Source organism: Aurantiacibacter flavus, from assembly GCF_039710615.1.
Lineage (GTDB): Bacteria > Pseudomonadota > Alphaproteobacteria > Sphingomonadales > Sphingomonadaceae > Alteraurantiacibacter > Alteraurantiacibacter flavus.
The window spans coordinates 381,402-400,055 of record NZ_JBDLBR010000003.1; the positions used below are offsets into that span (position 1 = coordinate 381,402).

Sequence of the window (18,654 nt, forward strand, 5' to 3'; positions counted from 1 at the left end):
CCTCAATCCATCCGATAGAGGGCGCACAGCTTGTGGCCATCGGGATCGCGCAGATAGGCGAGGTAGAGCTTCGTGCCGTGCATATCGCGCATGCCCGGTGCGTCTTCGATCTCGGTGCCGCCAGCAGCGGCGCCGGCGGCGTGCCAGGCATCGGCCTGCTCGGGATTGTCCATGGCAAAGCCGATGGTGCTACCGTTGGAGGGGGTTGCCGGTTCACCGTTGATCGGCTTGGTCACGAGGAAGGCACTGCCCTTGTGGACGTACATCAGCCTTCCCTTGGGATCGTAGCTGCCTGGTTCTCCACCGATGGCGGTGAACACGGCATCATAAAAGGTCTTGGATTTTTCGAGGTCGTTCGAGCCGACCATCATATGGCTGTACATTCGGAATTACTCCTTCGCTCAGCGCGGACCTGTGTTGGGCGCGAAGGCGCATAGCTTATGGCCATCGGGATCGCGCAGGTAGGCACCATACATGTTGCCCGGCGAGTTTTCACGGAAACCCGGTGCGCCCGCATCGGTGCCGCCATTGGCGAGGCCGGCAGCGTGCCATGCCTCAACCTGATCGTAGTCGGCGGCGCGAAAGCCGAAGGTGAAGCCGTTCATGCAGGTCGCTTCCTCGCCGTTGGCGGGCGTGGCGACGATGAAGGTGCCGTTCTCGCTGGGGTAGGCGGTGCCGATCGGCATGTCGTGCCCGGCATGGCCCAGCACGCTCATGGTGGCGTTGTAGAACTTGCGGGCAGCATCGACATCGTTTGTGCCGACGAAGACGTGGTTGAACATGGCTTGGGTTCTCCTCTCAGGCTGCCCGTGAAGGGCGCGCGTGACTCGGTTTATCGCATAGCCGAAGTTTTCGGCCTTGTGAAAGAATGAATGCGTGACCGGGCAGATTGGGGCAACGCGCCGCAGCAGGGCCTGCGTTTCGTTATGCCTGCTCCTGCTCGTAAACCACGCAGAGCTTGTTGCCGGTCGGATCGCGCAGATAGGCGACCGTGACCGGCTGGCCCGTGGCGGGCGACACGCGTTCTTTCGGAGTGCCCTCGCAAGCCGAGCCGCCATTGGCGAGCCCGGCGGCATGCCAGGCATGGACCGCCTCGGCGGTGGGCGCAAAGAAGCCGAGCGTGCCGCCATTGGCGTGGGTCGCCTTCTCGCCGTCGATCGGCCGTCCGATGATGAACAGCTGACCTTCGTGGCGGTAGACGAACCGGCCTTTCGTGTCGGGCGAGGCGGGGCCGACCCCGATGGCGGCAAAGGTCGCATCATAAAAGACGCGCGCCGCTCCGGGATCGTCTGCCCCTAGCACCATATGACGAAACAAGCCGGTCATCGGGCGATCTTGCTCAGAACACCACGACCGAGCGGATCGACTTGCCTTCGTGCATGAGGTCGAAGGCGGTGTTGATCTCTTCGAGGCCCATCACGTGGGTGATCATCGGGTCGATCTCGATCTTGCCCTGCATGTACATGTCGACGATCTTGGGCACGTCGGTGCGACCCTTGGCCCCGCCGAACGCCGTACCGCGCCAGTTGCGCCCCGTCACCAGCTGGAACGGGCGGGTGGCGATTTCCTTGCCCGCTTCGGCCACGCCGATGATGATCGAGGTGCCCCAGCCGCGATGGCACGCTTCGAGCGCGGTGCGCATCACGTCGGTGTTGCCGGTGGCATCGAAGGTGAAGTCCGCGCCGCCATCGGTCATTTCGACAATCTTGGCGACGGTGTCCTCGCGGCTCATGCCCTTGGTGTTAAGGAAGTGGGTCATGCCGAACTTGCGGCCCCATTCCTCGCGGTCCGGATTGATGTCGACGCCGACGATCATGTTGGCGCCCGCCAGCCGCGCGCCCTGGATCACGTTGAGGCCGATCCCTCCAAGGCCGAACACTACCACATTGTCGCCCACCTGGACCTTGGCGGTGTTGGTGACGGCGCCAACACCGGTCGTCACGCCGCAGCCGACATAGCAGGCCGACTGGAACGGTGCGTCTTCGCGGATCTTGGCGACGGCGATCTCAGGCAGCACGGTGAAGTTCGAGAAGGTCGAGCAGCCCATGTAGTGATAAATCGGCTGCCCCTTGTACGAAAAGCGCGTGGTGCCATCGGGCATCAGGCCCTTGCCCTGCGTGGCGCGGATCGCGGTGCACAGGTTTGTCTTGCCGCTGAGGCACGACTTACACTGGCGGCATTCGGGCGTGTAAAGCGGGATCACGTGGTCTCCCGGCTTTACCGAGGTGACACCCGCGCCCACTTCGCGCACCACGCCCGCGCCCTCATGGCCAAGCACCGAGGGGAAGATCCCCTCGCTGTCGTGCCCGTCGAGCGTATAGGCGTCGGTGTGGCAGATGCCGGTCGCCATGATCTCGATCAGCACCTCGCCAGCCTTCGGGCCTTCGAGGTCGAGCTCGACGATTTCGAGCGGCTTCTTCGCCTCGAAGGCGACTGCTGCGCGGGTTTTCATGGGGGATAGTCTCCTAGGATTTTCAGTCGAGCGGGGTGCCGGAGGGAAGGTCGGCGGCACCGACCGTTTCGTCGCCGTCCCGCTCGGGCAGCATCAGGAACAGCACCAGCGAGATCACCGAGCCCATGGCCATGATGATCGAGACGGTGAGAAGTTCCGAATTGCCCAGCACCGTGAACAGCGTGCCCGCGAGCAGCGGGCTGCCTGCCGCACCCAGACGGCCGATCCCGAGCACGAAGCCGGTGCCGGTGGCACGGGCATAGGCGGGGAAGCCGCGCGCGAAGGCGGCATAGTAGCCCGAGATCGCGGCATTGGTGAAGAAGCCGGTGATGATCGTCGCCCACTGCCAGGCATCGAGCGAATCGCGGCCCAGGCCGAAGCTGGCCACGGCGACCGAGCCGAGCAGCAGCATGAGCGCAGTCGGCCAGCGGATGCCGAGGCGTGCCATCACGAAGCCGAACAGCGCCGAACCGAAGAACCCGCCGACATTGGCATAGGTGAGAACGGTGGCAGCTTCCGAAGGGGCATATTCCGGCGGATAGTCAGCCACGATCTGCACCGCGAACTTGAGGATGTAATAGAAGGTGATGGTGTGGAACATGTAGCCGAAGGCCAGCAGCAGTGTGACGGGGCGCAGCTGCGGGTTCGACAGGATGTCGGTGACCTTGGGCCGACTTGCGGAAAGGTCGAGCGCCGGCAGGTCGTGAATCGGCGGCTTGCCGAAGGCCGCGAGCGTCTTGTTGACGCCTTCGGCATTGCCCTTGCCGGCGTTGTAGGCTGCCGTTTCCGGCACCAGAGCATAGATGACAGGGATGAGAGCTGCGGTGACGATGGCGCCGAAGTCGAACACACCGCGCCACCCATAGGTGTCGAGCAGCCATTCCGACGCGGCGATGCCGCCGACGATCGCGCCCAACGGATAGCCTGCCACATAGACCGCGATGGCCGCCTTGCGCCACTTGCTGTTGGTGCTTTCGGCGGTCACCGCATTGGTCGCGGCGAGCATGCCGCCGATGCCGATGCCGGTGATGAAGCGGAAGATCACGAGCGGTGTCACCGCATTGGCGTGCCCTGCGGCCCACATGCCTGCTGCCATGAACAGCAGGCACACCAGCATGGTGTTCTTGCGGCCATATTTGTCGGCTGCGCCGCCCAGCAGCACCGAGCCGAAGCCCATGCCGACCAGCTCGGCCGAGAGCACCACGCCCAGCGCCGCACGTTCGATGCCCCATTCGGCCGAAATGCCCGGCGCGGCAAAGGCGCTCGATAACACGTCGAACCCGTCAAGCGCGTTCAGCATCACCATCAGGACAACGACGATCCATTGGCGCACCCCCATCGGCGTGTCGTTGATAACAGTGATGGGGTTCGTGCCCCCGCCCGGTGCAGCCATGGTTTGCTTACCTCTCCTCAGTTCGCGCGGACTAATCGTGGATTCGCGCGAGCATTTCCACCAATTTCTTGACTTCGTCCGGAGTGAAGCGGCTCTTCAGCCAGCGTTCGTGCTCCTTAATGCAGGCTTTCGCCTCCTCCAGCGCCTTCTTGCCAGCACCGGTCAGGTGGAGCAATTGCTTGCGTCCGTCTGCTGGACAGCGCTCGCGCCAAAGATAGTCGCGCTCCTGCATCCGGCTGACGATGGACATCGCAGTCGCTCGGTCCATCCGCAGGCGGTTGCCCAGTTCACTCTGAGCGATACCGGGCGATTCGGCCACCAACCACAAGGTGCTGACCTGCTTTTGCGTCAGTTCAAGCGAAGCGAAAGTCTCGCTGAAATGGCGATAGACAGCGCCGTGGGCCAGGCGGATGTGAAAGCCCAGCACGCTATCGAGCGAAGCCGGCCCATCGCCCGCTCCGTCCTTGCTCTCGATCAATGCAGGCTGTGCCAATGTTCCTATCCCGTCGATCTTGCCTATTTGTTAGTGAAGCATACAATCGAGCGCAAGGAAGAGGAGTCGAAAGACGATGGCGCAGTTTCCAGACACACCGAGTTTTACGGGGTTCAACACCCCCAGCCGGGTCGAAGCCGATATCGAGGATCTCGATGTTGATGGCACGATCCCGCCCGAAATCGACGGCGCGTTTTTCCGCGTGCAGCCCGATCCGCAGTTCCCGCCGCTGCTCGGCGACGATATCGCCTTCAACGGCGACGGGATGATCACCCGCTTCCACATCCACGATGGCCAGGTCGATTTCAAACAGCGCTGGGCCAAAACCGACAAGTGGCACGCCGAGCGCAAGGCGGGCCGCGGGTTGTTCGGCAAGTATCGCAACCCCGTCACCGACGATCCCAGCGTGAAGGGCATGATCCGGAGCACCGCCAACACCAATGCCTGGATCTACGCCGGCAAGCTGTGGGCGATGAAGGAAGACAGCCCGGCGCTGATCATGGACCCGGCGACGATGGAGACCGACGCCTTCGAGACCTGGGAAGGGGCGATGAAGTCGCAGACCTTCACCGCGCACCCGAAGATCGACCCGGCGACCGGCAACATGGTCGCCATCGGCTATGCCGCTAGCGGCCTGTGCACCGAGGACGTCTCCTACATGGAAGTCGCGCCCGACGGATCGCTGGTCCGCGAAAAATGGTTCAAGGTGCCCTACTACTGCATGATGCACGACTTCGGCATCACCGAGGATTACCTCGTGCTGCACATCGTGCCATCGACCAGCAGCTGGGAATACCTGGAGCAGAAGCGCGAGCATTTCGCCTTCGACACCACCATGCCGGTTTATCTCGGCATCATCCCGCGCCGCGACGATCTGAAGGATGAAGACATCCGCTGGTTCAAGCGCGACAACTGCTTCGCCAGCCACGTGGTCAACGCCTGGCAGGAAGGTTCGAAGGTTCACTTCGTGATCCCCGAGGCGAAGAACAACATGTTCCCGTTCTTCCCCGACATTCATGGCGCCCCCTTCAACGGGGCCGAGGCGATGAGCAAGCTGACCCGCTGGACCGTCGACATGGCCTCGAACGGCGAGGACTTCGCCGAGATCGAGCAGTTGACCGACACCGCCAGCGAGTTCCCGCGCATCGACGATCGCTTCACTGGCGTGAAGAACCGCTACACCTGGGGCCTGGAGATGGACATGAGCCGCCCCAACGAGCTGAAGGGCGGCAGCGCCGGCGGGTTCCTGATGAACTGCCTGTTCCTGAAGGATCTGGAAACCGGCGCCGAGCAGCACTGGTGGTGCGGCCCGGTCTCCTCGATGCAAGAGCCGTGTTTCATCCCGCGTTCGAAAGACGCTCCCGAAGGCGACGGCTGGATCGTGATGATCTGCAACCGGCTGGCCGATCACAATTCCGACCTGCTGATCTTCGATGCGCTCGACATCGAGAAGGGACCGGTGGCAACAGTCCACGTACCGATCCGGTTGCGGTTCGGCCTGCACGGCAACTTTGCCCTCAGCGAGGACATCGGGTTGAAGGCGAAGCAGCCCGAGCCCGCTTGATCTTTGGTTCTCTCCCCGGCACACCCTGCCGAGGGAGAGAACACAATGACCAAATTGACGCCTATGCTGTTGCGGGTCGCCGGGGCAGCTATACTGATAGCGGGTGCGCCTGCGCTGGCGCAGCCAGATGAAACCGTGACCGAGGCTGAAGTCGTCGGCAGTTTGCCGCCGTCGCCCGCCACCATCGCTATGCGGTGGCAATTGCTCAATCCCGAGGTCAACGCTTTCACCTTCCGCAACACGCAGGAGGTTCTGGCCTTCCGCACGGTGGCCGCGCCCGAAGACGCGCGCCCGCTGCCCCACGGCGGCGACCTGGTGCTGCCGCAAGCCATGCTTGCGGGTCAGCCGGTCAGCTATGACGCATGGGCCGAGGGCACCTTCACCAATGCCCTGCTGGTGCTGCGAGACGGCAAGATTGTCTTCGAAGACTATCGCAACCGGATGGACGCCGCGACGCCGCACATCGGCTTCTCGATGACCAAGACGATCACCGCCATGCTGATCGGGCAGGCGCTGGATCGCGGCGAGATCGCCAGCCTTGATGATCCGGTCAGCCGCTATGTCCCGGCGCTGGCTGACGGGGCCTACGGCGCGGCCACGATCCGCAATGTGCTCGAAATGCGCAGCGGCGCGGCGATCGAGGAGCGCTACGACTTCGGCGAGAACCCGAGCCTTGCCGGGCGCATCCACGAAACGGCGATCATCCGCAACGAAGCGCGCTTCGCTGATTTCGCCGTCGGCATCGACCAGCGCAGCGAACCGGGCGCGCAGTTCAACTATGCCACGCTCGACACCGCCGTCCTCGGCTGGGTGCTCGAAGAGGCGACGGGCCGCAGGATCGAAGACCTGATGGAAGAGCGGCTCTGGCAGCCGCTCGGGGCCGAGGCGGGCGCGCATTTCCTCGCCGACGGCCCTGTCGGCACGGGCCGCGCACTCAACGGCATGGGCTTCAACGCCGTCCTGCGCGACTGGGGGCGGCTCGGGCAGATGCTGCTCGACGAAGGCAAGGTGGGCGCCGATCAGGTCCTGCCCGTTGGCTGGACCGCGCAGATGAGCACGATGAAGCCCACCGGCATGCCAGCGGACGCGGGCTTTCCCGGCTATGGCTTGCAGACCTGGCAGGTCGACAACGAGCCGGGCGCCTATGCCGCAGTCGGGCTGGCCGGGCAGTTGGTCTATGTCCACCCCGAGACTCGCACCGTGATCGTCAAGCTCAGCTACTATCCACCCGTCCCGCCTGAGGGCGTGGACGCCGACGTCCTTTCCTACTTTGCCGCAATTGCCAGAAAGCCCATGCAATGAGTGAACCCGACTTCGAGAAATACAAACCCGGCCTTGAATTCGTTTATGAGGCCGGAGGCGCGCTGGAGCCCCCGCGGGAGATCGGCCCGGTGGTCGACGGCACGCGCCGGATCATTCCGATCTGCGATGGCGGCTATGTCAAAGGCCCGAAGATAAGCGGCAAGCTGATGGGCAATTCGGCCGACTGGCAGCTTACCCGCCCCGATGGCGTAACCGTGGCCGACGCCATTTACGCCATCGAGACCGACGATGGCGCGATCATCCAGATCCGCAACAAGGGCCTGCGCCACGGCCCGCCCGAGGTGATGGACCGCCTGCGCCGCGGCGATGAGGTCGATCCGAGCGAATACTATTTCCGCACTATTCCCGAATTCATTGCGCCGGCTGGCCCCTACGAGTGGATGAACCGCTCGATCTTCATCTGCTCGGGCGCGCGTTTTGCTTCGTCGATCAAGCTGTGGGTCTGGCGCGTGACCTGACCGATACCTGTGGGGAGAGGGCATGGGCGCACAAGACGCCGCCGGATCGGCCAGCCGCAGGTATCAGATCCTGCTGGTGAGCCTGTTGTGCCTGAACTTCGGCATCCTGTTCTTTGATCGCAACGCGCTCAATTTTCTGATGCCCTTCATCCAGCCCGAGCTGGGGCTGAGCTACACCGAGGTTGGGCTGCTTGGCTCGGCGCTCTCGCTGACATGGGCGCTGGCGGCAATTTTCGTCGGTTGGCTTTCCGACAAGACCGGAAAACGCAAGATCCTGATCCTCGTTTCGACGTTGATCTTCTCGGTCTGCTCGGTCGTTTCGGGCCTCGCGACCGGCTTCCTGATGCTGCTCGGCGCGAGGCTCTTGATGGGGCTGAGCGAGGGCGGGGTGATGCCGATCAGCCATGCGATGGTGGTCCACGAGGTTGAGCCGAAGCACCGAGGGCTGGCCATGGGCGTCACCCAGAACCTCGGTTCCAGCATCCTCGGCTCTTCGGTCGCTCCGCTGGTGTTGGTGCCGATTGCGCTTGCCTACGGCTGGCGAAATGCATTCTTCATCGCCGCCATACCGGGGGTGATCTCGGCGCTGCTGATCTGGTTGTTCGTGATCGAGCGCCAGTTGCCGCCGAGGCCGGTGCCTGCGCCCGGCGCAAGGCCGCCACTGCTCGAAGTGGCGAGCGAGCGTAACGTGGTCGTCTGCGCGCTGCTGGCGATCTTGCTGGTGGCCTATCTTGTCGTCACCTGGGCCTTCATGCCGCTGGTGATGGTGCAGCTGCGCGGATATTCCGAGGGCGATGCAGCATGGCTGATGGCGGTGCTCGGCATCGCGAGCGCGGTTTGCGGGTTTCTGGTGCCCGCCCTGTCCGACCGGTTGGGGCGGCGACCGGTGATGGTTGGCTTTACCCTCTCGGGCGTGATCCTGCCGCTTGGCGCGCTGCTGTTCGACGGGGCCTTCGTGGCCATGGCGGCGATCTTCTTTGCCGGCTGGGCCTTCAACGGCATCTTCCCGATGTTCATGGCGACCGTGCCCGCCGAAAGCGTCGACCCGGCCCGCGCCGCGACTGCCATGGGTATCGTGATGGGCGTGGGCGAGGTGCTGGGCGGTGTGCTGGCGCCAACCATCGCTGGCTCGCTGTCCGACGCTTACGGCTTGCAAGCGGTGTGCTGGCTGCTGGTGTCGCTGGCGCTTGGCGGCACGCTCGTCGCGCTGGCGCTGCGTGAGACTGCGCCTCACGTGCTTGCCCGCCGTTCCGCCCTATCCCCTGCCTGATCGGAGACCTGTATGACCTTGCCCACGCCCGAAGACGATCTCGCCATCCGCCAGCTCTTCGCGCGGTATTATCGTGCGCTCGATGTGGGGGACACCGAGGGCTATCTCGATTGCTACACCGCCGACGCCCGCGCCTACGAGGAAGGGGCCAATGGCATCGAGATTCGCGAAGGCCGCGAAGAAATCCGCAAGCTGGTGCTGCGCTTCCACGAGCGGCCCGATTTTCCCGGCCACCAGCACCATTTCGGCAACCTCATCTACGAGCCCGACCCCGAGGGCCGTGCCGACTGCTGGGTCGTGCTCGCCTATGCCATGAGCACGATCACCCGCCCCGGCGAGGGCACGATGATGCATTGGAGCGGCCATGTGCGCGACGTGGTGGTGAAGCAGGGCAACCGGTATCTCCTTGCCTCCAAACAGATCATGGCCTGGGGCGGCGAAGTGCTCGAAAGGTTTTCACAGCGGGGGTGACATCTGGCCTCATTGCCCTAGGTTCGGAACCTGTACCCGCCTGCTTGTTTAATCAGGTGCAACCGACAAAAAGGAGTCCTCCATGCGTAAATTCGCTCTACCCCTGCTCGCCCTCGGCGCTGCCTCGCTCGCTGCCTGCGGCGGCAATGACGCTGCCGAAGAACCCGCTGCCGACGGCATGGCGATGGAAGGTGGCGCTGCCAGTGGGGCCGGCGAATCCGCCACGGCCACGCTGCTTACTGCCGATGGCGAGGAAGTCGGCACCGTCACTGCCACTGGCTCTGCCGGCGGGATCACCATCGACGTTTCGGCGATGAACATGCCTGAGGGCCTGCACGGCGTGCACGTCCACACCGTCGGCTCGTGCGACGATGGCTTTGCCGCAGCGGGCGGGCACTGGAACCCCGACGAATCGATGCACGGCCTTGAAGGCGATGATGGTCAGCACGCGGGCGACATGCCCAACCTCGAAATCGGCGCCGATGGCACCGGTTCGCTTACTTACATGCTCGCCATGTCGGCGACCTTCGACGGCCTGATGGATGAAGATGGCTCGGCCTTCATCGTCCACGCTGGCGAGGACGATCAGACCACCGATCCTTCAGGCGACAGCGGTGATCGCATCGCCTGCGGCGTTTTCACCGCAGGCTGATGCCAGCCGCGCGGCCTAGTCGCGTGGTTTCTTGTTGAATGGCTTGCCCGGCTTCCCGCCGGGCTTGCCGAAGCGTTTCCCCGGCTTGGCGCCCTGCGCCTTGCCGGGGCCGCCGCCCTTGCCGGGCTTGAACCCACCCGAGCGGAAGGGCCTCGGCTTGACCGGGGCCGAGCCGCCATCGCGATCGCCGCGACCCATGCGCCGGTTCTGACGCGCCATGTCCCGCGGGGCATGATCGGACAGTTCGATCCCGATCGATTCCTCGCCTGCTTCGCGCTCGGTTTCGCCGGTCCGTCGCGCGGCGTCGGCGAACTTGTCGGCCACAGCACGCGGAATCTCTACGAAGGTTTCCTGCGGACCGATGCGGATCGCCCCGATTTCGTTCTTCGAGATGTGCCCGCGGCGGCACACAACGGGCAGGATCCACTTCGGGTCAGCCCCGTTGCTGCGCCCGACATCGAGCTTGAACCACACGGTATCCTCGAAACCCGGACGGTGACGCTGCGCGCGGGCATTTTCGCGCGCCTCGGGGGTGTTGGCGGTCAGCTCTTCTGGCTGCGGCTGGCGCGCGCGGTGTGCCTGCACCAGCATGGCGGCCAGCTCGTCGGGGCTGCGGCGGTCAAGCAGTTCACGGGCGAGGGCGCGGTCGTCCTCCTCGATTTCGACGGGGGCGAGCAGCTTCTCCAGGAGCCTTGCGTGATCCTGCTGGCGGATCATCTGCGCGCTCGGCGGATCGATCCATTCGGCTTCGATCTTTGCACCGCGCAACATGCTCTCCACACGGCGACGGCGCGGCCATGGCACGAGCAGTGCGGCGATGCCCTTCTTGCCCGCGCGTCCGGTGCGGCCCGAACGGTGCTGCAGAGCCTCGGCATCGCGCGGAATCTCGACGTGGATCACCAGCGAGACGCCGGGCAGGTCGATCCCGCGCGCGGCTACGTCGGTCGCCACGCAGACGCGGGCGCGGCGGTCGCGCAGCGCCTGCATCGCCTGGTTGCGCTCGGACTGGGTGTGTTCGCCTGAGAGGGCTACAACGGCAAAGCCGCGCTCCTGCAAAATCGCGGTGAGGTGGCGCACCTTTTCGCGGGTGGCGCAGAACAGGATCGCGGTCTCGGCCTCGTGGAAGCGCAGCAGGTTGACCACCGCATTCTCCACCTCGGGCGGGGCCACGGTGATCGCCTGGTAGGCGATATCGCCGTGTCCGCGTGTTTCCCCAACGGTCGAGATGCGCAGGGCATTGCGCTGGTAACGGGTCGCGAGGTTGACGATCGTGCGCGGCAAGGTGGCCGAGAACAGCAACGAACGGCGGCCTTCGGGCGTGGCGTCGAGGATTTCTTCCAGTTCCTCGCGAAAGCCCATATCGAGCATTTCGTCGGCTTCGTCGAGCACCACGGCGCGCAAGGCGGAAAGGTCGAGCGCTCCGCGTTCGAGATGATCGCGCAGGCGGCCCGGCGTGCCAACCACGATCTGCGCCCCGCCCGCAAGGTTGCGGCGTTCCTTGCTCGGGTCCATCCCGCCCACGCAGGTGGCGATGTGTGCGCCCGCGTTGCGATAGAGCCAGGCGAGTTCGCGGCTGACCTGCAACGCCAGTTCGCGGGTGGGCGCGATCACCAGCGCCAGCGGCTTGCCATCGCGCGGCACCCGCCCGTCGGGCCCGAGCAGATCGCTGGAGAAGGCAAGGCCAAAGGCGACGGTCTTGCCCGAGCCGGTCTGGGCGGAGACCAGCAGGTCGCGTCCCTCGGCTTCGGGAACGAGCACCTGCGACTGGACGGGCGTGAGTTCGGTATAGCCCTTTTCTTCGAGCGCGGAGGCAATGACGGACGGCAGGTCAGGAAAGGACAAACAGGGAGACTTTCGTTCTAGGAGGCCAGCGGATCGTGGCAGGTTGCGGCATCGAGGCGCGCGAATCATCGGCGCGCGCAGCCGCTCACGCCGCGCGCCCTACACGCAAATTGCCGTTTCGCTCAGTGCGAAATTATTAACCCGGCCTATTTGATCCGCACGTCGAGCAAAGTCGGCCCGCTTTCCGCCATCGACCAGCCCAGCGCTGCATCAAGCGAATCGACGCTGTCGACCCGCCGCGAAGGCACACCAAGCCCTTCGGAAAGCTTGGCAAAATCGAGCCCGGCAAGGTCGCAGCCGGGCACGTGGTTCATCCCGAATTCGCTCGAAAACCCGGTCAGCGCGGCATAGGCCGAATTGTTGAGCACCACGAAGCTGACATTCGCCTTTTCCTGAAAGGCGGTGAACAGGCCCTGGATGGTGTACATCGCGGAGCCATCGCCGAGTACGGCCACGACCTTGTCCTGCTGGCCCAAGGCCACCCCCACGGCGGCGGGCAGCGAGTGGCCGAGGCCGCCGCTGGCACAGGTGAAAAAGCCGCCCTCGCGGGTGATCGGCAGGGTGACATGCTCCGGCCCGCGCGCGGTGGGGGCCTCTTCCACGATCACGGCGTTGTCCGGGCGCAGCGCCGCGATGCGCTTGAGCACGTAGGGCGCGGTCATGTCGGGGTCGGGGTCGATCAGCTGGTGGCTCGTGCCGGAGAAGGTGCCAGCCTTGACGCTATCGGCCAGCATGGTGAGCGCCGCTTTCGGATCGCCCAGCACGCCGGCCCCGCCGGGCAGGTTCGAAAGATGGTTCGGATCGTCGCTCAACGCCATCAGCTCCGCGCCTTCGGGCCAGTGCGGGCCGGAGCCTTCGACGTGATAGGTGAACACCGGCGCGCCGACCACGAGGATCGCATCGTGCGGGGCAAGCGAGTCGCGGATCTGGTCGCGCCAGGCGTTGAGGAAGCCCGCAAACTGGGGATGCGTTTCGGGGAACACTTCGCGCGCGGCATAGGGCGCGGCCCAGACGCTCACGCCGGTCTTTTCGGCCAGCGCAATAGCCGCGTCCCATCCGCCCGCATTGGCGACCCCGGTGCCGAGCACCAGGGCCGGGTTCTTAGCGCCATCGAGCATAGCGGCGATCTTGGCGATGCCGGCGGGATCGGGGAAGGTCCGCAGGGTGAGATCGGGCAGGGCAGGCATCTCGCATTCGCGCTCCCAGTCGTCGACCGGGATCGAGACGAAGACCGGGCCCATCGGCGGGGTCAGCGCCACGGCGAAGGCGCGCGCCAGTGCCAGCGGCACGTCTTCGGCGCGCGCGGGCTCGATGGCGAACTTGACGTAAGGTCGCGGAAATTCAGTCGGGCGTTCGGCCCCGAGGAAGGGGTCGAACGGCAGGATCGAGCGCGCCTGCTGGCCTGCCGTCACCACGATCGGGGCGTTGTTCTTCCAGGCGGTGAACAGGTTGCCGAGCGAGTGGCCCGTGCCTGCGGAGGAGTGCAGGTTGACCAGCGCGGGCTTGCCGCTGGCGCGCGCAAAGCCATCTGCCATACCCATCACCACCGCTTCGTTGAGGCCCATGACATAGGGGAAGGGCATGCCCTTGAGCATCGGCAACTCGGTGCTGCCGGGGTTGCCGAACAATCGGTCCACCCCGAAGTGCTCGAACACCTTGTAGGCCGCTTCGCGTACGTTGGTCATGGTCGTAAAAATTCCTCTTCCTCGTCCCCACACGCGGTGGTTCAGGGTATCTTCCTGGTGGCCTTGCCGGAGCGGGCCGCAGCAGCCCGCTCCCGGCGCAGCGTCGGCTCAGATGCCGAACAGCGCCTCCGCATTGGTCTGGTAGAACTTCTTCATCGTCTCGCGCGGCAGGTCCATCGCGTCGAGCATACGGACCTCATCGGGCACATACTGGTAGGGATAGTCCATCGCGTACATCACGCGGTCCTCGCCCATGACCTCCATCATCAGCGTGATCGAGGCCGGGCTCGGCAAGCCCGAGTTGGTGCCCCACACGTTGTTGCGCAGATAGTAGTGCAGTTCGTGGTTCTGCGGCTTCATCCGTTCGTAGCGGCCGGAGCGGATGCCCGCCTGATGCATAAAGTTGAGGCGGTCGATCCAGAACGGCAGGCCCTCGCAGCCGTGGCCGAGCACCAGCTTCAGCGACGGGTAGCGGTCGAACGCGCCCGAGGTGAGCAGGCGCAGCGCGTGAAAGCTCGTCTCCACCGCGAAGCCGAACACCGCGCCTTCGAGGCCGACCTCGGCCATGGTGCCGATCATGTCGTCGGGCGGGCCTTGCGGGTGGATGTAGAGCGGCATGTCCAGCTCGGCGCAGGCACGCAGGATCGGATCGAACTGCGGCTCGTCGAGATAGTGGCCGTGGGTGTGCGAGTTGATCTGCACGCCGACGAAGCCCAGTTCCTCCTTGGCGCGCTTCAGCTCGGTGGCCGACCATTCGGCGTCCTGCGGGCAGACTGCCGCCATGCCGATGAAGCGATCGGGATAGCGTTCGCAGGCAGCCTTGAGGTGATCGTTGGCGCGGCTCGCAATGCCGCGCGCCTCGTCGAGGTCGAACAGCGATTGCACGCCGGGGCTGGTGAGTGCCAGCACGGCCTTGTCGATCCCGGCATCGTCCATCGCCTTGATGCGCAGCTCACCCAGATCGAGCAGTCGCTCGCGGATGAAAGTGGTGCGCTCCGAAGGCGACGTTCCATAGAAGCCCCACAGGTTCATCGTGCCCTTGTCGGCGCGGCCTTCCTTCACCAGACGCATGATCGCGTCGAGTTGCTCCTGCGTGGCGAAGGCCTCTTCGGTGGCGATGCGCAGGTAGCCTTTTTGGCCACCGGTCAGCAGTGGTTCGGTCATGTCGGTTCCTCTCAAGCTTCGTGTACGGTCTTGGTGACCATGCAGGCGAGTACGCCCTCGGGGCCGTCCTCGCTGCCGTGGCCCGACCACTGCACCCCGCCGAACGGCGCATCGGCTCCGCCGATCATGTGGGTGTTGATGCCGACCATCCCGGCCTCGATCGCATCGCCGAGGCGGCGCTGGCGCGCGGCGTCGCGGGTCCAGTTGTAGGCCGCAAGGCCGTAGGGCAGGCGGTTGGCCTCGGCGATCATCTCCTCCTCGGTGCGGTAGGGGTTGATCAGCGCCAGCGGGCCGAACGGCTCTTCGTTCATCACGTCGGCATCGAGCGGAATCTCGCTGAGCACGGTTGGCTGGAAGAAAAAGCCCTGATTGCCGATCCGCTCGCCGCCGGTGTTGAGCCGTGCGCCCTTGTCGACGGCATTGGCGATGAACTTCTCCATTGCCTCAGGGCGGCGAGGGTTCGCCATCGGCCCCATCTGCACGCCGTCTTCAAGCCCGTTGCCGACCTTGGTCGCGGCGAGGCGCTCGGCCATGCCGTCGCGGAACTTCTCGAACACGTTTTCCTGCACGATGAAGCGCGTGGGGCTGACGCAGACCTGCCCTGCGTTGCGCGTCTTGCCCGGCGCGGCGGTGGCGAGCGCTGCCTCGACATCGGCATCGTCGAAGATCAGCACCGGGCCGTGGCCGCCCAGCTCCATAGTGGTGCGGATCATGTTGTCGGCAGCAAGCCTCACGAGGTGCTTGCCCACCACGGTCGAGCCGGTGAACGAGAGCTTGCGGATGATCGGCGAAGCGAGCAGGTGGCTCGAAACTTCGTCGGGCACGCCGAATACGGCCTGCGCGACCTGCTTGGGCAGACCGGCATCAAGCAGGCACTGGAGCACGCCGAGCGCGGAGGCGGGGGCCTCTTCGGCGCTCTTGAGGATCACCGAACAGCCCGCCGCAATCGGCGCGCCCAGCTTGCGGCCCGGATTGCCGAGCGGGAAGTTCCACGGCGCGAAGGCGGCGACCGGGCCGATCGGCTCGTGCCGGACGACCGAGCGCTGGCCCACCGGGCGCACCAGTTCGCGGCCATAGAGACGGAAGCACTCGCCGGCGTAGAACTTGAACAGCCCGACGTTCATCATGACTTCGATCTTGGCCTCGGCGACGGGCTTGCCCTCTTCCATCGTCGCGATCCGGGCGAGGTCGTCGGCGCGCTCGACCATCAGGCGGGCCGCGCCTTCGAGCACGGCGGCGCGTTCCTGCGGGGTGGACTTGCGCCAGAGCTTGAAGCCTTCGTCTGCCACTTCAAGCGCGCGGTCGAGGTCGGCCTTGTCGGCCAGCGGCAGTTCGGCCAGCGTCTCGCCGGTGACTGGGTTCACCACGTCGAAGGTGCGGCGGCCACCGCCGGACACCTGTTCGCCGTTGATGATCATGTGGAGGGAGGGGTAGTCGGTCATTTATCAGGTCTCCAATCAGGCCTCTCGATCGCTCGTCCCGAGCTTGGCGAAGGGCCGTTCTTTCGCTTTGGTTTCGTGCCAGCTCGCAAGCAAGAGAGCTCTTTGACAAGCTCAGGGCGAGCGGGCTGTGGTGTTCGGTTCAGTCTTTCGCCGCCAGCGCCTCGTCGTGTTCACGGTCGCCTTCCCAGCGTTCGGCGAGCATTTCCTCACCGGTGATCGGGTGCTTCATGTGGAACGGCAGCAGCTTGTGCGTGGGCCACAACCAGTGATCGTCGATCAGCGCATCGGGGCCGGACTGGTCTTCGGGATAAAGCACCTTGGGGAAGGGCACGTATTCGGCGTCGGTCTTGCTCCAGCCCTTGTCGAAATCGGCGTGCCAGTGCGGGAAGTAGTTGAGCACATGGATGCGCCACTTGCCGTCGGTGCCTTTCTTGTAAATGTTCTCGTAGAGCCCGCCTTCCCACCACTGGCGCTCGTTCAGGCCCAGCTCGGGGTGCGTGAAATCGCGGTGGCGCCCGGCCTGCATCGTGCTCCGCCCGCGAAGCCACGCCATCTGGCCGTCGTTTGAGACGGTGATGATGGTCTGGATTTGCGGGTGGTCAAGCAGGAAGCCGTTGACCGGGCCGTTGGTGTCGTGCGTGAAGCGCTTGCGGAAGCGGTCGACATAGAGGCGGCGCACGCCCTCCTTGCCCTTCCACACCCCGCCGAAGAAGCGCACCTCGCCATCGTCGGAGAACAGGTCCACCACCTGATCGTACATGCATTTGTCGATCAGATACCCGTAAAGATACTGCAGCGAGCGCACATCCAACTCGTCCTCGCGGCGGGCGAGGCGCTGCTCCATATCGGCGAGCTTCGCCTCCAGCGCGGCGATGCGGACTTCGGACATCACGAGTCTCCCAATTCGTATGTTGTGCATACGATTGTGGGAGCCAGCTTATCAAGTCAACGGGAATAGCGCCTCGGCAACGAAACGGACCGCATCGTGACGATTACAGCCCGCGCTCCTGCAACCGAGCGACTTCTTCACCATAGGGCTTGATCGCGCGCCACATGAAGAACGTCGCCAACGGCATGAACACGCCCGCCACGATCAGCAGCGCCTCCCACAGCTTCTGCGGATCGCCCACGATCAGGTCGCTCACCGTGCCGATCACGAAGCTGCCCATAGCGCCGAAGAAGGTGAACATGAACAGATAGAATGCAGTCACCTGCCCGCGCATCTCGTTGGGCGCGATCCGCTGGATTGCGGCATTTTGCGCAGGCGCGCCCGCCAGGCCGCAGAACGAGGTCAGCGCCATGCAGGTGAGAGCCAGTTCGCCATTGGGCATCAGCGGGGCCGAAATGGCGAAGATCGTGGTGCAGGTGAAGATGATTGCGCAGGCGCGGATATTGCCGTCGATATATTTGCGGTTCATCCAGCTCACGAACACGCCGCCCGCCAGAATGCCGCAGATCGAGGCGATGAAGATCAACGGGCCGAGCAGGTTGCCGATCTCGTCGGCGGTCCAGCCATAGGTGCGGGTGATGAACGGAACGCGCCAGGCGGGCAGCCCCTGGCTCTCGATCGCCGACATCGCCAGCGCGAAGAACAGCGGCCAGTAGACCGCCCCGCGCGCGTTGATTGCCTTCAGCGCGTCGAGGCCGGTGAAAGCGAGCAGCTTGCGGCCCAGCGAAGCATCGGGCGGCACCAGCCGGTTTGCGCCCGGGGGCAGGCGGCGTGGTGGTTCGCGTACCATCAGGAACAGGATTCCGGCGACGAGGCCCGGCGCGCCGATGATCAGCAGGATCAGCTGCCAGGAGAAGATTTCGAGCCCGAGAAAGGCGATCCGCTCTGGCATGGTGTTAGTCCAGGCGATCAACTGGCCGCCGCCCCAGGTGCCGAGCGATGAACCGAACACGAAGCCTACCTGCACCAGCGCGAAAACCAGCGGGAGACGAATCGGGCGGAAGGCATCGGCCAGCAGCGAGTAGGAGCCCGGCCCGTGCGCCGCGCCACCCGCGCCGACGAACAGCCGTGTGCCGACGAGCTGCGAGAAGCTCTGCGCCAGTCCGCCCAGCGCCGTTATCACGCCGACCACGGCAATCCCGCCCGCCAGCACCAGCTTGCGCGGATAGATATCCACCAGTCGTGACAGCGGAATGCCCACAAACACGAAGGCCACCACGCTGGCGGGGCCGAGCAGGAAGCCCAGCGCCGTGTCGGACAGGCCGAAGCTGCCTTTCATTTTCTCGGCCAGCATCGCGAATACGGTGGAATCGAAAAAGGTGATGAACATCGTGAGCACGATCACGAACAGCGCGAACCAGCCCTTGCCCTCGCTCGGCCATGGCATCTGCGCGGCGCTGTCGATCTCGTCGGCAGCCGCAGCTTCAGAATTGACCGGCGCGCCAGGACTAATGGCCATTGATGTTCCTCTCTCGCGGTCCTGTTGACCTTTTCCA

Annotated in this window: 18 protein-coding genes; 6 read left to right on the top strand and 12 right to left on the bottom strand. The window is 64.8% G+C overall.

The window, feature by feature from the left end:
- Positions 1 to 2 precede the first annotated feature (2 nt).
- The 6 genes from ABDJ38_RS10930 to ABDJ38_RS10955 form a co-directional block, all read right to left on the bottom strand.
- Positions 3 to 383 carry a VOC family protein gene (locus ABDJ38_RS10930; RefSeq protein WP_346785128.1) on the bottom strand — a complete coding sequence of 127 codons (381 nt, stop codon included), beginning with the start codon at positions 381 to 383 and terminating at the stop codon, positions 3 to 5.
- A gap of 18 nt (positions 384 to 401) precedes the next feature.
- Positions 402 to 782, bottom strand: a complete 381-nt coding sequence (locus ABDJ38_RS10935; RefSeq protein ID WP_346785129.1) for a VOC family protein — start codon at positions 780 to 782, stop codon at positions 402 to 404.
- A 142-nt stretch (positions 783 to 924) separates the two neighbouring features.
- Complete coding sequence (locus ABDJ38_RS10940; RefSeq protein WP_346785329.1) at positions 925 to 1,317, bottom strand: VOC family protein; 393 nt, start codon at positions 1,315 to 1,317, stop codon at positions 925 to 927.
- 22 nt (positions 1,318 to 1,339) lie between these two features.
- Positions 1,340 to 2,452 carry an S-(hydroxymethyl)glutathione dehydrogenase/class III alcohol dehydrogenase gene (locus ABDJ38_RS10945; protein WP_346785130.1) on the bottom strand — a complete coding sequence of 371 codons (1,113 nt, stop codon included), beginning with the start codon at positions 2,450 to 2,452 and terminating at the stop codon, positions 1,340 to 1,342.
- Positions 2,453 to 2,474: 22 nt separating this feature from the next.
- Positions 2,475 to 3,845: an MFS transporter gene (locus tag ABDJ38_RS10950; RefSeq protein ID WP_346785131.1), complete on the bottom strand. Its 1,371-nt coding sequence runs from the start codon at positions 3,843 to 3,845 to the stop codon at positions 2,475 to 2,477.
- Between the two features lie 31 nt (positions 3,846 to 3,876).
- Positions 3,877 to 4,338 carry a Saro_0803 family transcriptional regulator gene (locus ABDJ38_RS10955; protein WP_346785132.1) on the bottom strand — a complete coding sequence of 154 codons (462 nt, stop codon included), beginning with the start codon at positions 4,336 to 4,338 and terminating at the stop codon, positions 3,877 to 3,879.
- A gap of 76 nt (positions 4,339 to 4,414) precedes the next feature.
- On the opposite strand from ABDJ38_RS10955, the gene ABDJ38_RS10960 reads away from it, so the two are divergent.
- The 6 genes from ABDJ38_RS10960 to ABDJ38_RS10985 all read left to right on the top strand — a co-directional run bounded on the left by ABDJ38_RS10960 (position 4,415) and on the right by ABDJ38_RS10985 (position 10,076).
- Positions 4,415 to 5,902, top strand: coding sequence for a lignostilbene-alpha,beta-dioxygenase (locus tag ABDJ38_RS10960; protein ID WP_346785133.1), 1,488 nt, complete (start codon positions 4,415 to 4,417; stop codon positions 5,900 to 5,902).
- A gap of 330 nt (positions 5,903 to 6,232) precedes the next feature.
- The gene (locus ABDJ38_RS10965; RefSeq protein WP_429771110.1) at positions 6,233 to 7,204 is read left to right on the top strand and encodes a serine hydrolase domain-containing protein; all 972 of its coding nucleotides are present in this window, start codon (positions 6,233 to 6,235) and stop codon (positions 7,202 to 7,204) included.
- Positions 7,201 to 7,683 (top strand): DUF3237 domain-containing protein, encoded by a 483-nt coding sequence (locus ABDJ38_RS10970; RefSeq protein WP_346785135.1) that lies wholly within the window; start codon positions 7,201 to 7,203, stop codon positions 7,681 to 7,683. The genes ABDJ38_RS10965 and ABDJ38_RS10970 overlap by 4 nt, the downstream gene beginning before the upstream one ends.
- A gap of 22 nt (positions 7,684 to 7,705) precedes the next feature.
- Complete coding sequence (locus ABDJ38_RS10975; protein WP_346785136.1) at positions 7,706 to 8,953, top strand: MFS transporter; 1,248 nt, start codon at positions 7,706 to 7,708, stop codon at positions 8,951 to 8,953.
- Between the two features lie 12 nt (positions 8,954 to 8,965).
- Complete coding sequence (locus tag ABDJ38_RS10980; protein WP_346785137.1) at positions 8,966 to 9,424, top strand: nuclear transport factor 2 family protein; 459 nt, start codon at positions 8,966 to 8,968, stop codon at positions 9,422 to 9,424.
- Between the two features lie 82 nt (positions 9,425 to 9,506).
- The gene (locus tag ABDJ38_RS10985) at positions 9,507 to 10,076 is read left to right on the top strand and encodes a superoxide dismutase family protein (RefSeq protein ID WP_346785138.1); all 570 of its coding nucleotides are present in this window, start codon (positions 9,507 to 9,509) and stop codon (positions 10,074 to 10,076) included.
- 15 nt (positions 10,077 to 10,091) lie between these two features.
- On the opposite strand, the gene ABDJ38_RS10990 is transcribed toward ABDJ38_RS10985, so the two are convergent.
- The 6 genes from ABDJ38_RS10990 to ABDJ38_RS11015 form a co-directional block, all read right to left on the bottom strand.
- On the bottom strand, positions 10,092 to 11,918 hold the full coding sequence (locus ABDJ38_RS10990; RefSeq protein WP_346785139.1) for a DEAD/DEAH box helicase: 1,827 nt from the start codon (positions 11,916 to 11,918) through the stop codon (positions 10,092 to 10,094).
- 146 nt (positions 11,919 to 12,064) lie between these two features.
- Positions 12,065 to 13,603, bottom strand: a complete 1,539-nt coding sequence (gene mdlC, locus ABDJ38_RS10995; protein ID WP_346785140.1) for a benzoylformate decarboxylase — start codon at positions 13,601 to 13,603, stop codon at positions 12,065 to 12,067.
- Positions 13,604 to 13,711: 108 nt separating this feature from the next.
- A complete protein-coding gene (locus tag ABDJ38_RS11000; protein ID WP_346785141.1) occupies positions 13,712 to 14,767 on the bottom strand; it encodes an amidohydrolase family protein in 1,056 nt (351 codons plus the stop codon).
- Positions 14,768 to 14,778: 11 nt separating this feature from the next.
- A complete protein-coding gene (locus tag ABDJ38_RS11005) occupies positions 14,779 to 16,209 on the bottom strand; it encodes an NAD-dependent succinate-semialdehyde dehydrogenase (RefSeq protein WP_346785142.1) in 1,431 nt (476 codons plus the stop codon).
- Between the two features lie 139 nt (positions 16,210 to 16,348).
- The gene (locus tag ABDJ38_RS11010) at positions 16,349 to 17,098 is read right to left on the bottom strand and encodes a nuclear transport factor 2 family protein (RefSeq protein ID WP_346785143.1); all 750 of its coding nucleotides are present in this window, start codon (positions 17,096 to 17,098) and stop codon (positions 16,349 to 16,351) included.
- A 103-nt stretch (positions 17,099 to 17,201) separates the two neighbouring features.
- Positions 17,202 to 18,617: an MFS transporter gene (locus tag ABDJ38_RS11015; RefSeq protein ID WP_346785144.1), complete on the bottom strand. Its 1,416-nt coding sequence runs from the start codon at positions 18,615 to 18,617 to the stop codon at positions 17,202 to 17,204.
- Between the last annotated feature and the right edge of the window lie 37 nt (positions 18,618 to 18,654).

Excerpts from the sequence above, each read along its gene's own strand:
- ABDJ38_RS10930 (WP_346785128.1), bottom strand. The coding sequence starts at position 383 with ATGTACAGCCATATGATGGTCGGCTCGAACGACCTCGAAAAATCCAAG.
- ABDJ38_RS10935 (WP_346785129.1), bottom strand. The coding sequence starts at position 782 with ATGTTCAACCACGTCTTCGTCGGCACAAACGATGTCGATGCTGCCCGC.
- ABDJ38_RS10945 (WP_346785130.1), bottom strand. The coding sequence starts at position 2,452 with ATGAAAACCCGCGCAGCAGTCGCCTTCGAGGCGAAGAAGCCGCTCGAA.
- ABDJ38_RS10950 (WP_346785131.1), bottom strand. The coding sequence starts at position 3,845 with ATGGCTGCACCGGGCGGGGGCACGAACCCCATCACTGTTATCAACGAC.
- ABDJ38_RS10960 (WP_346785133.1), top strand. The coding sequence starts at position 4,415 with ATGGCGCAGTTTCCAGACACACCGAGTTTTACGGGGTTCAACACCCCC.
- ABDJ38_RS10965 (WP_429771110.1), top strand. The coding sequence starts at position 6,233 with ATGCTTGCGGGTCAGCCGGTCAGCTATGACGCATGGGCCGAGGGCACC.
- ABDJ38_RS10970 (WP_346785135.1), top strand. The coding sequence starts at position 7,201 with ATGAGTGAACCCGACTTCGAGAAATACAAACCCGGCCTTGAATTCGTT.
- ABDJ38_RS10975 (WP_346785136.1), top strand. The coding sequence starts at position 7,706 with ATGGGCGCACAAGACGCCGCCGGATCGGCCAGCCGCAGGTATCAGATC.
- ABDJ38_RS10980 (WP_346785137.1), top strand. The coding sequence starts at position 8,966 with ATGACCTTGCCCACGCCCGAAGACGATCTCGCCATCCGCCAGCTCTTC.
- ABDJ38_RS10985 (WP_346785138.1), top strand. The coding sequence starts at position 9,507 with ATGCGTAAATTCGCTCTACCCCTGCTCGCCCTCGGCGCTGCCTCGCTC.
- mdlC (WP_346785140.1), bottom strand. The coding sequence starts at position 13,603 with ATGACCAACGTACGCGAAGCGGCCTACAAGGTGTTCGAGCACTTCGGG.
- ABDJ38_RS11000 (WP_346785141.1), bottom strand. The coding sequence starts at position 14,767 with ATGACCGAACCACTGCTGACCGGTGGCCAAAAAGGCTACCTGCGCATC.
- ABDJ38_RS11005 (WP_346785142.1), bottom strand. The coding sequence starts at position 16,209 with ATGACCGACTACCCCTCCCTCCACATGATCATCAACGGCGAACAGGTG.
- ABDJ38_RS11010 (WP_346785143.1), bottom strand. The coding sequence starts at position 17,098 with ATGTCCGAAGTCCGCATCGCCGCGCTGGAGGCGAAGCTCGCCGATATG.
- ABDJ38_RS11015 (WP_346785144.1), bottom strand. The coding sequence starts at position 18,617 with ATGGCCATTAGTCCTGGCGCGCCGGTCAATTCTGAAGCTGCGGCTGCC.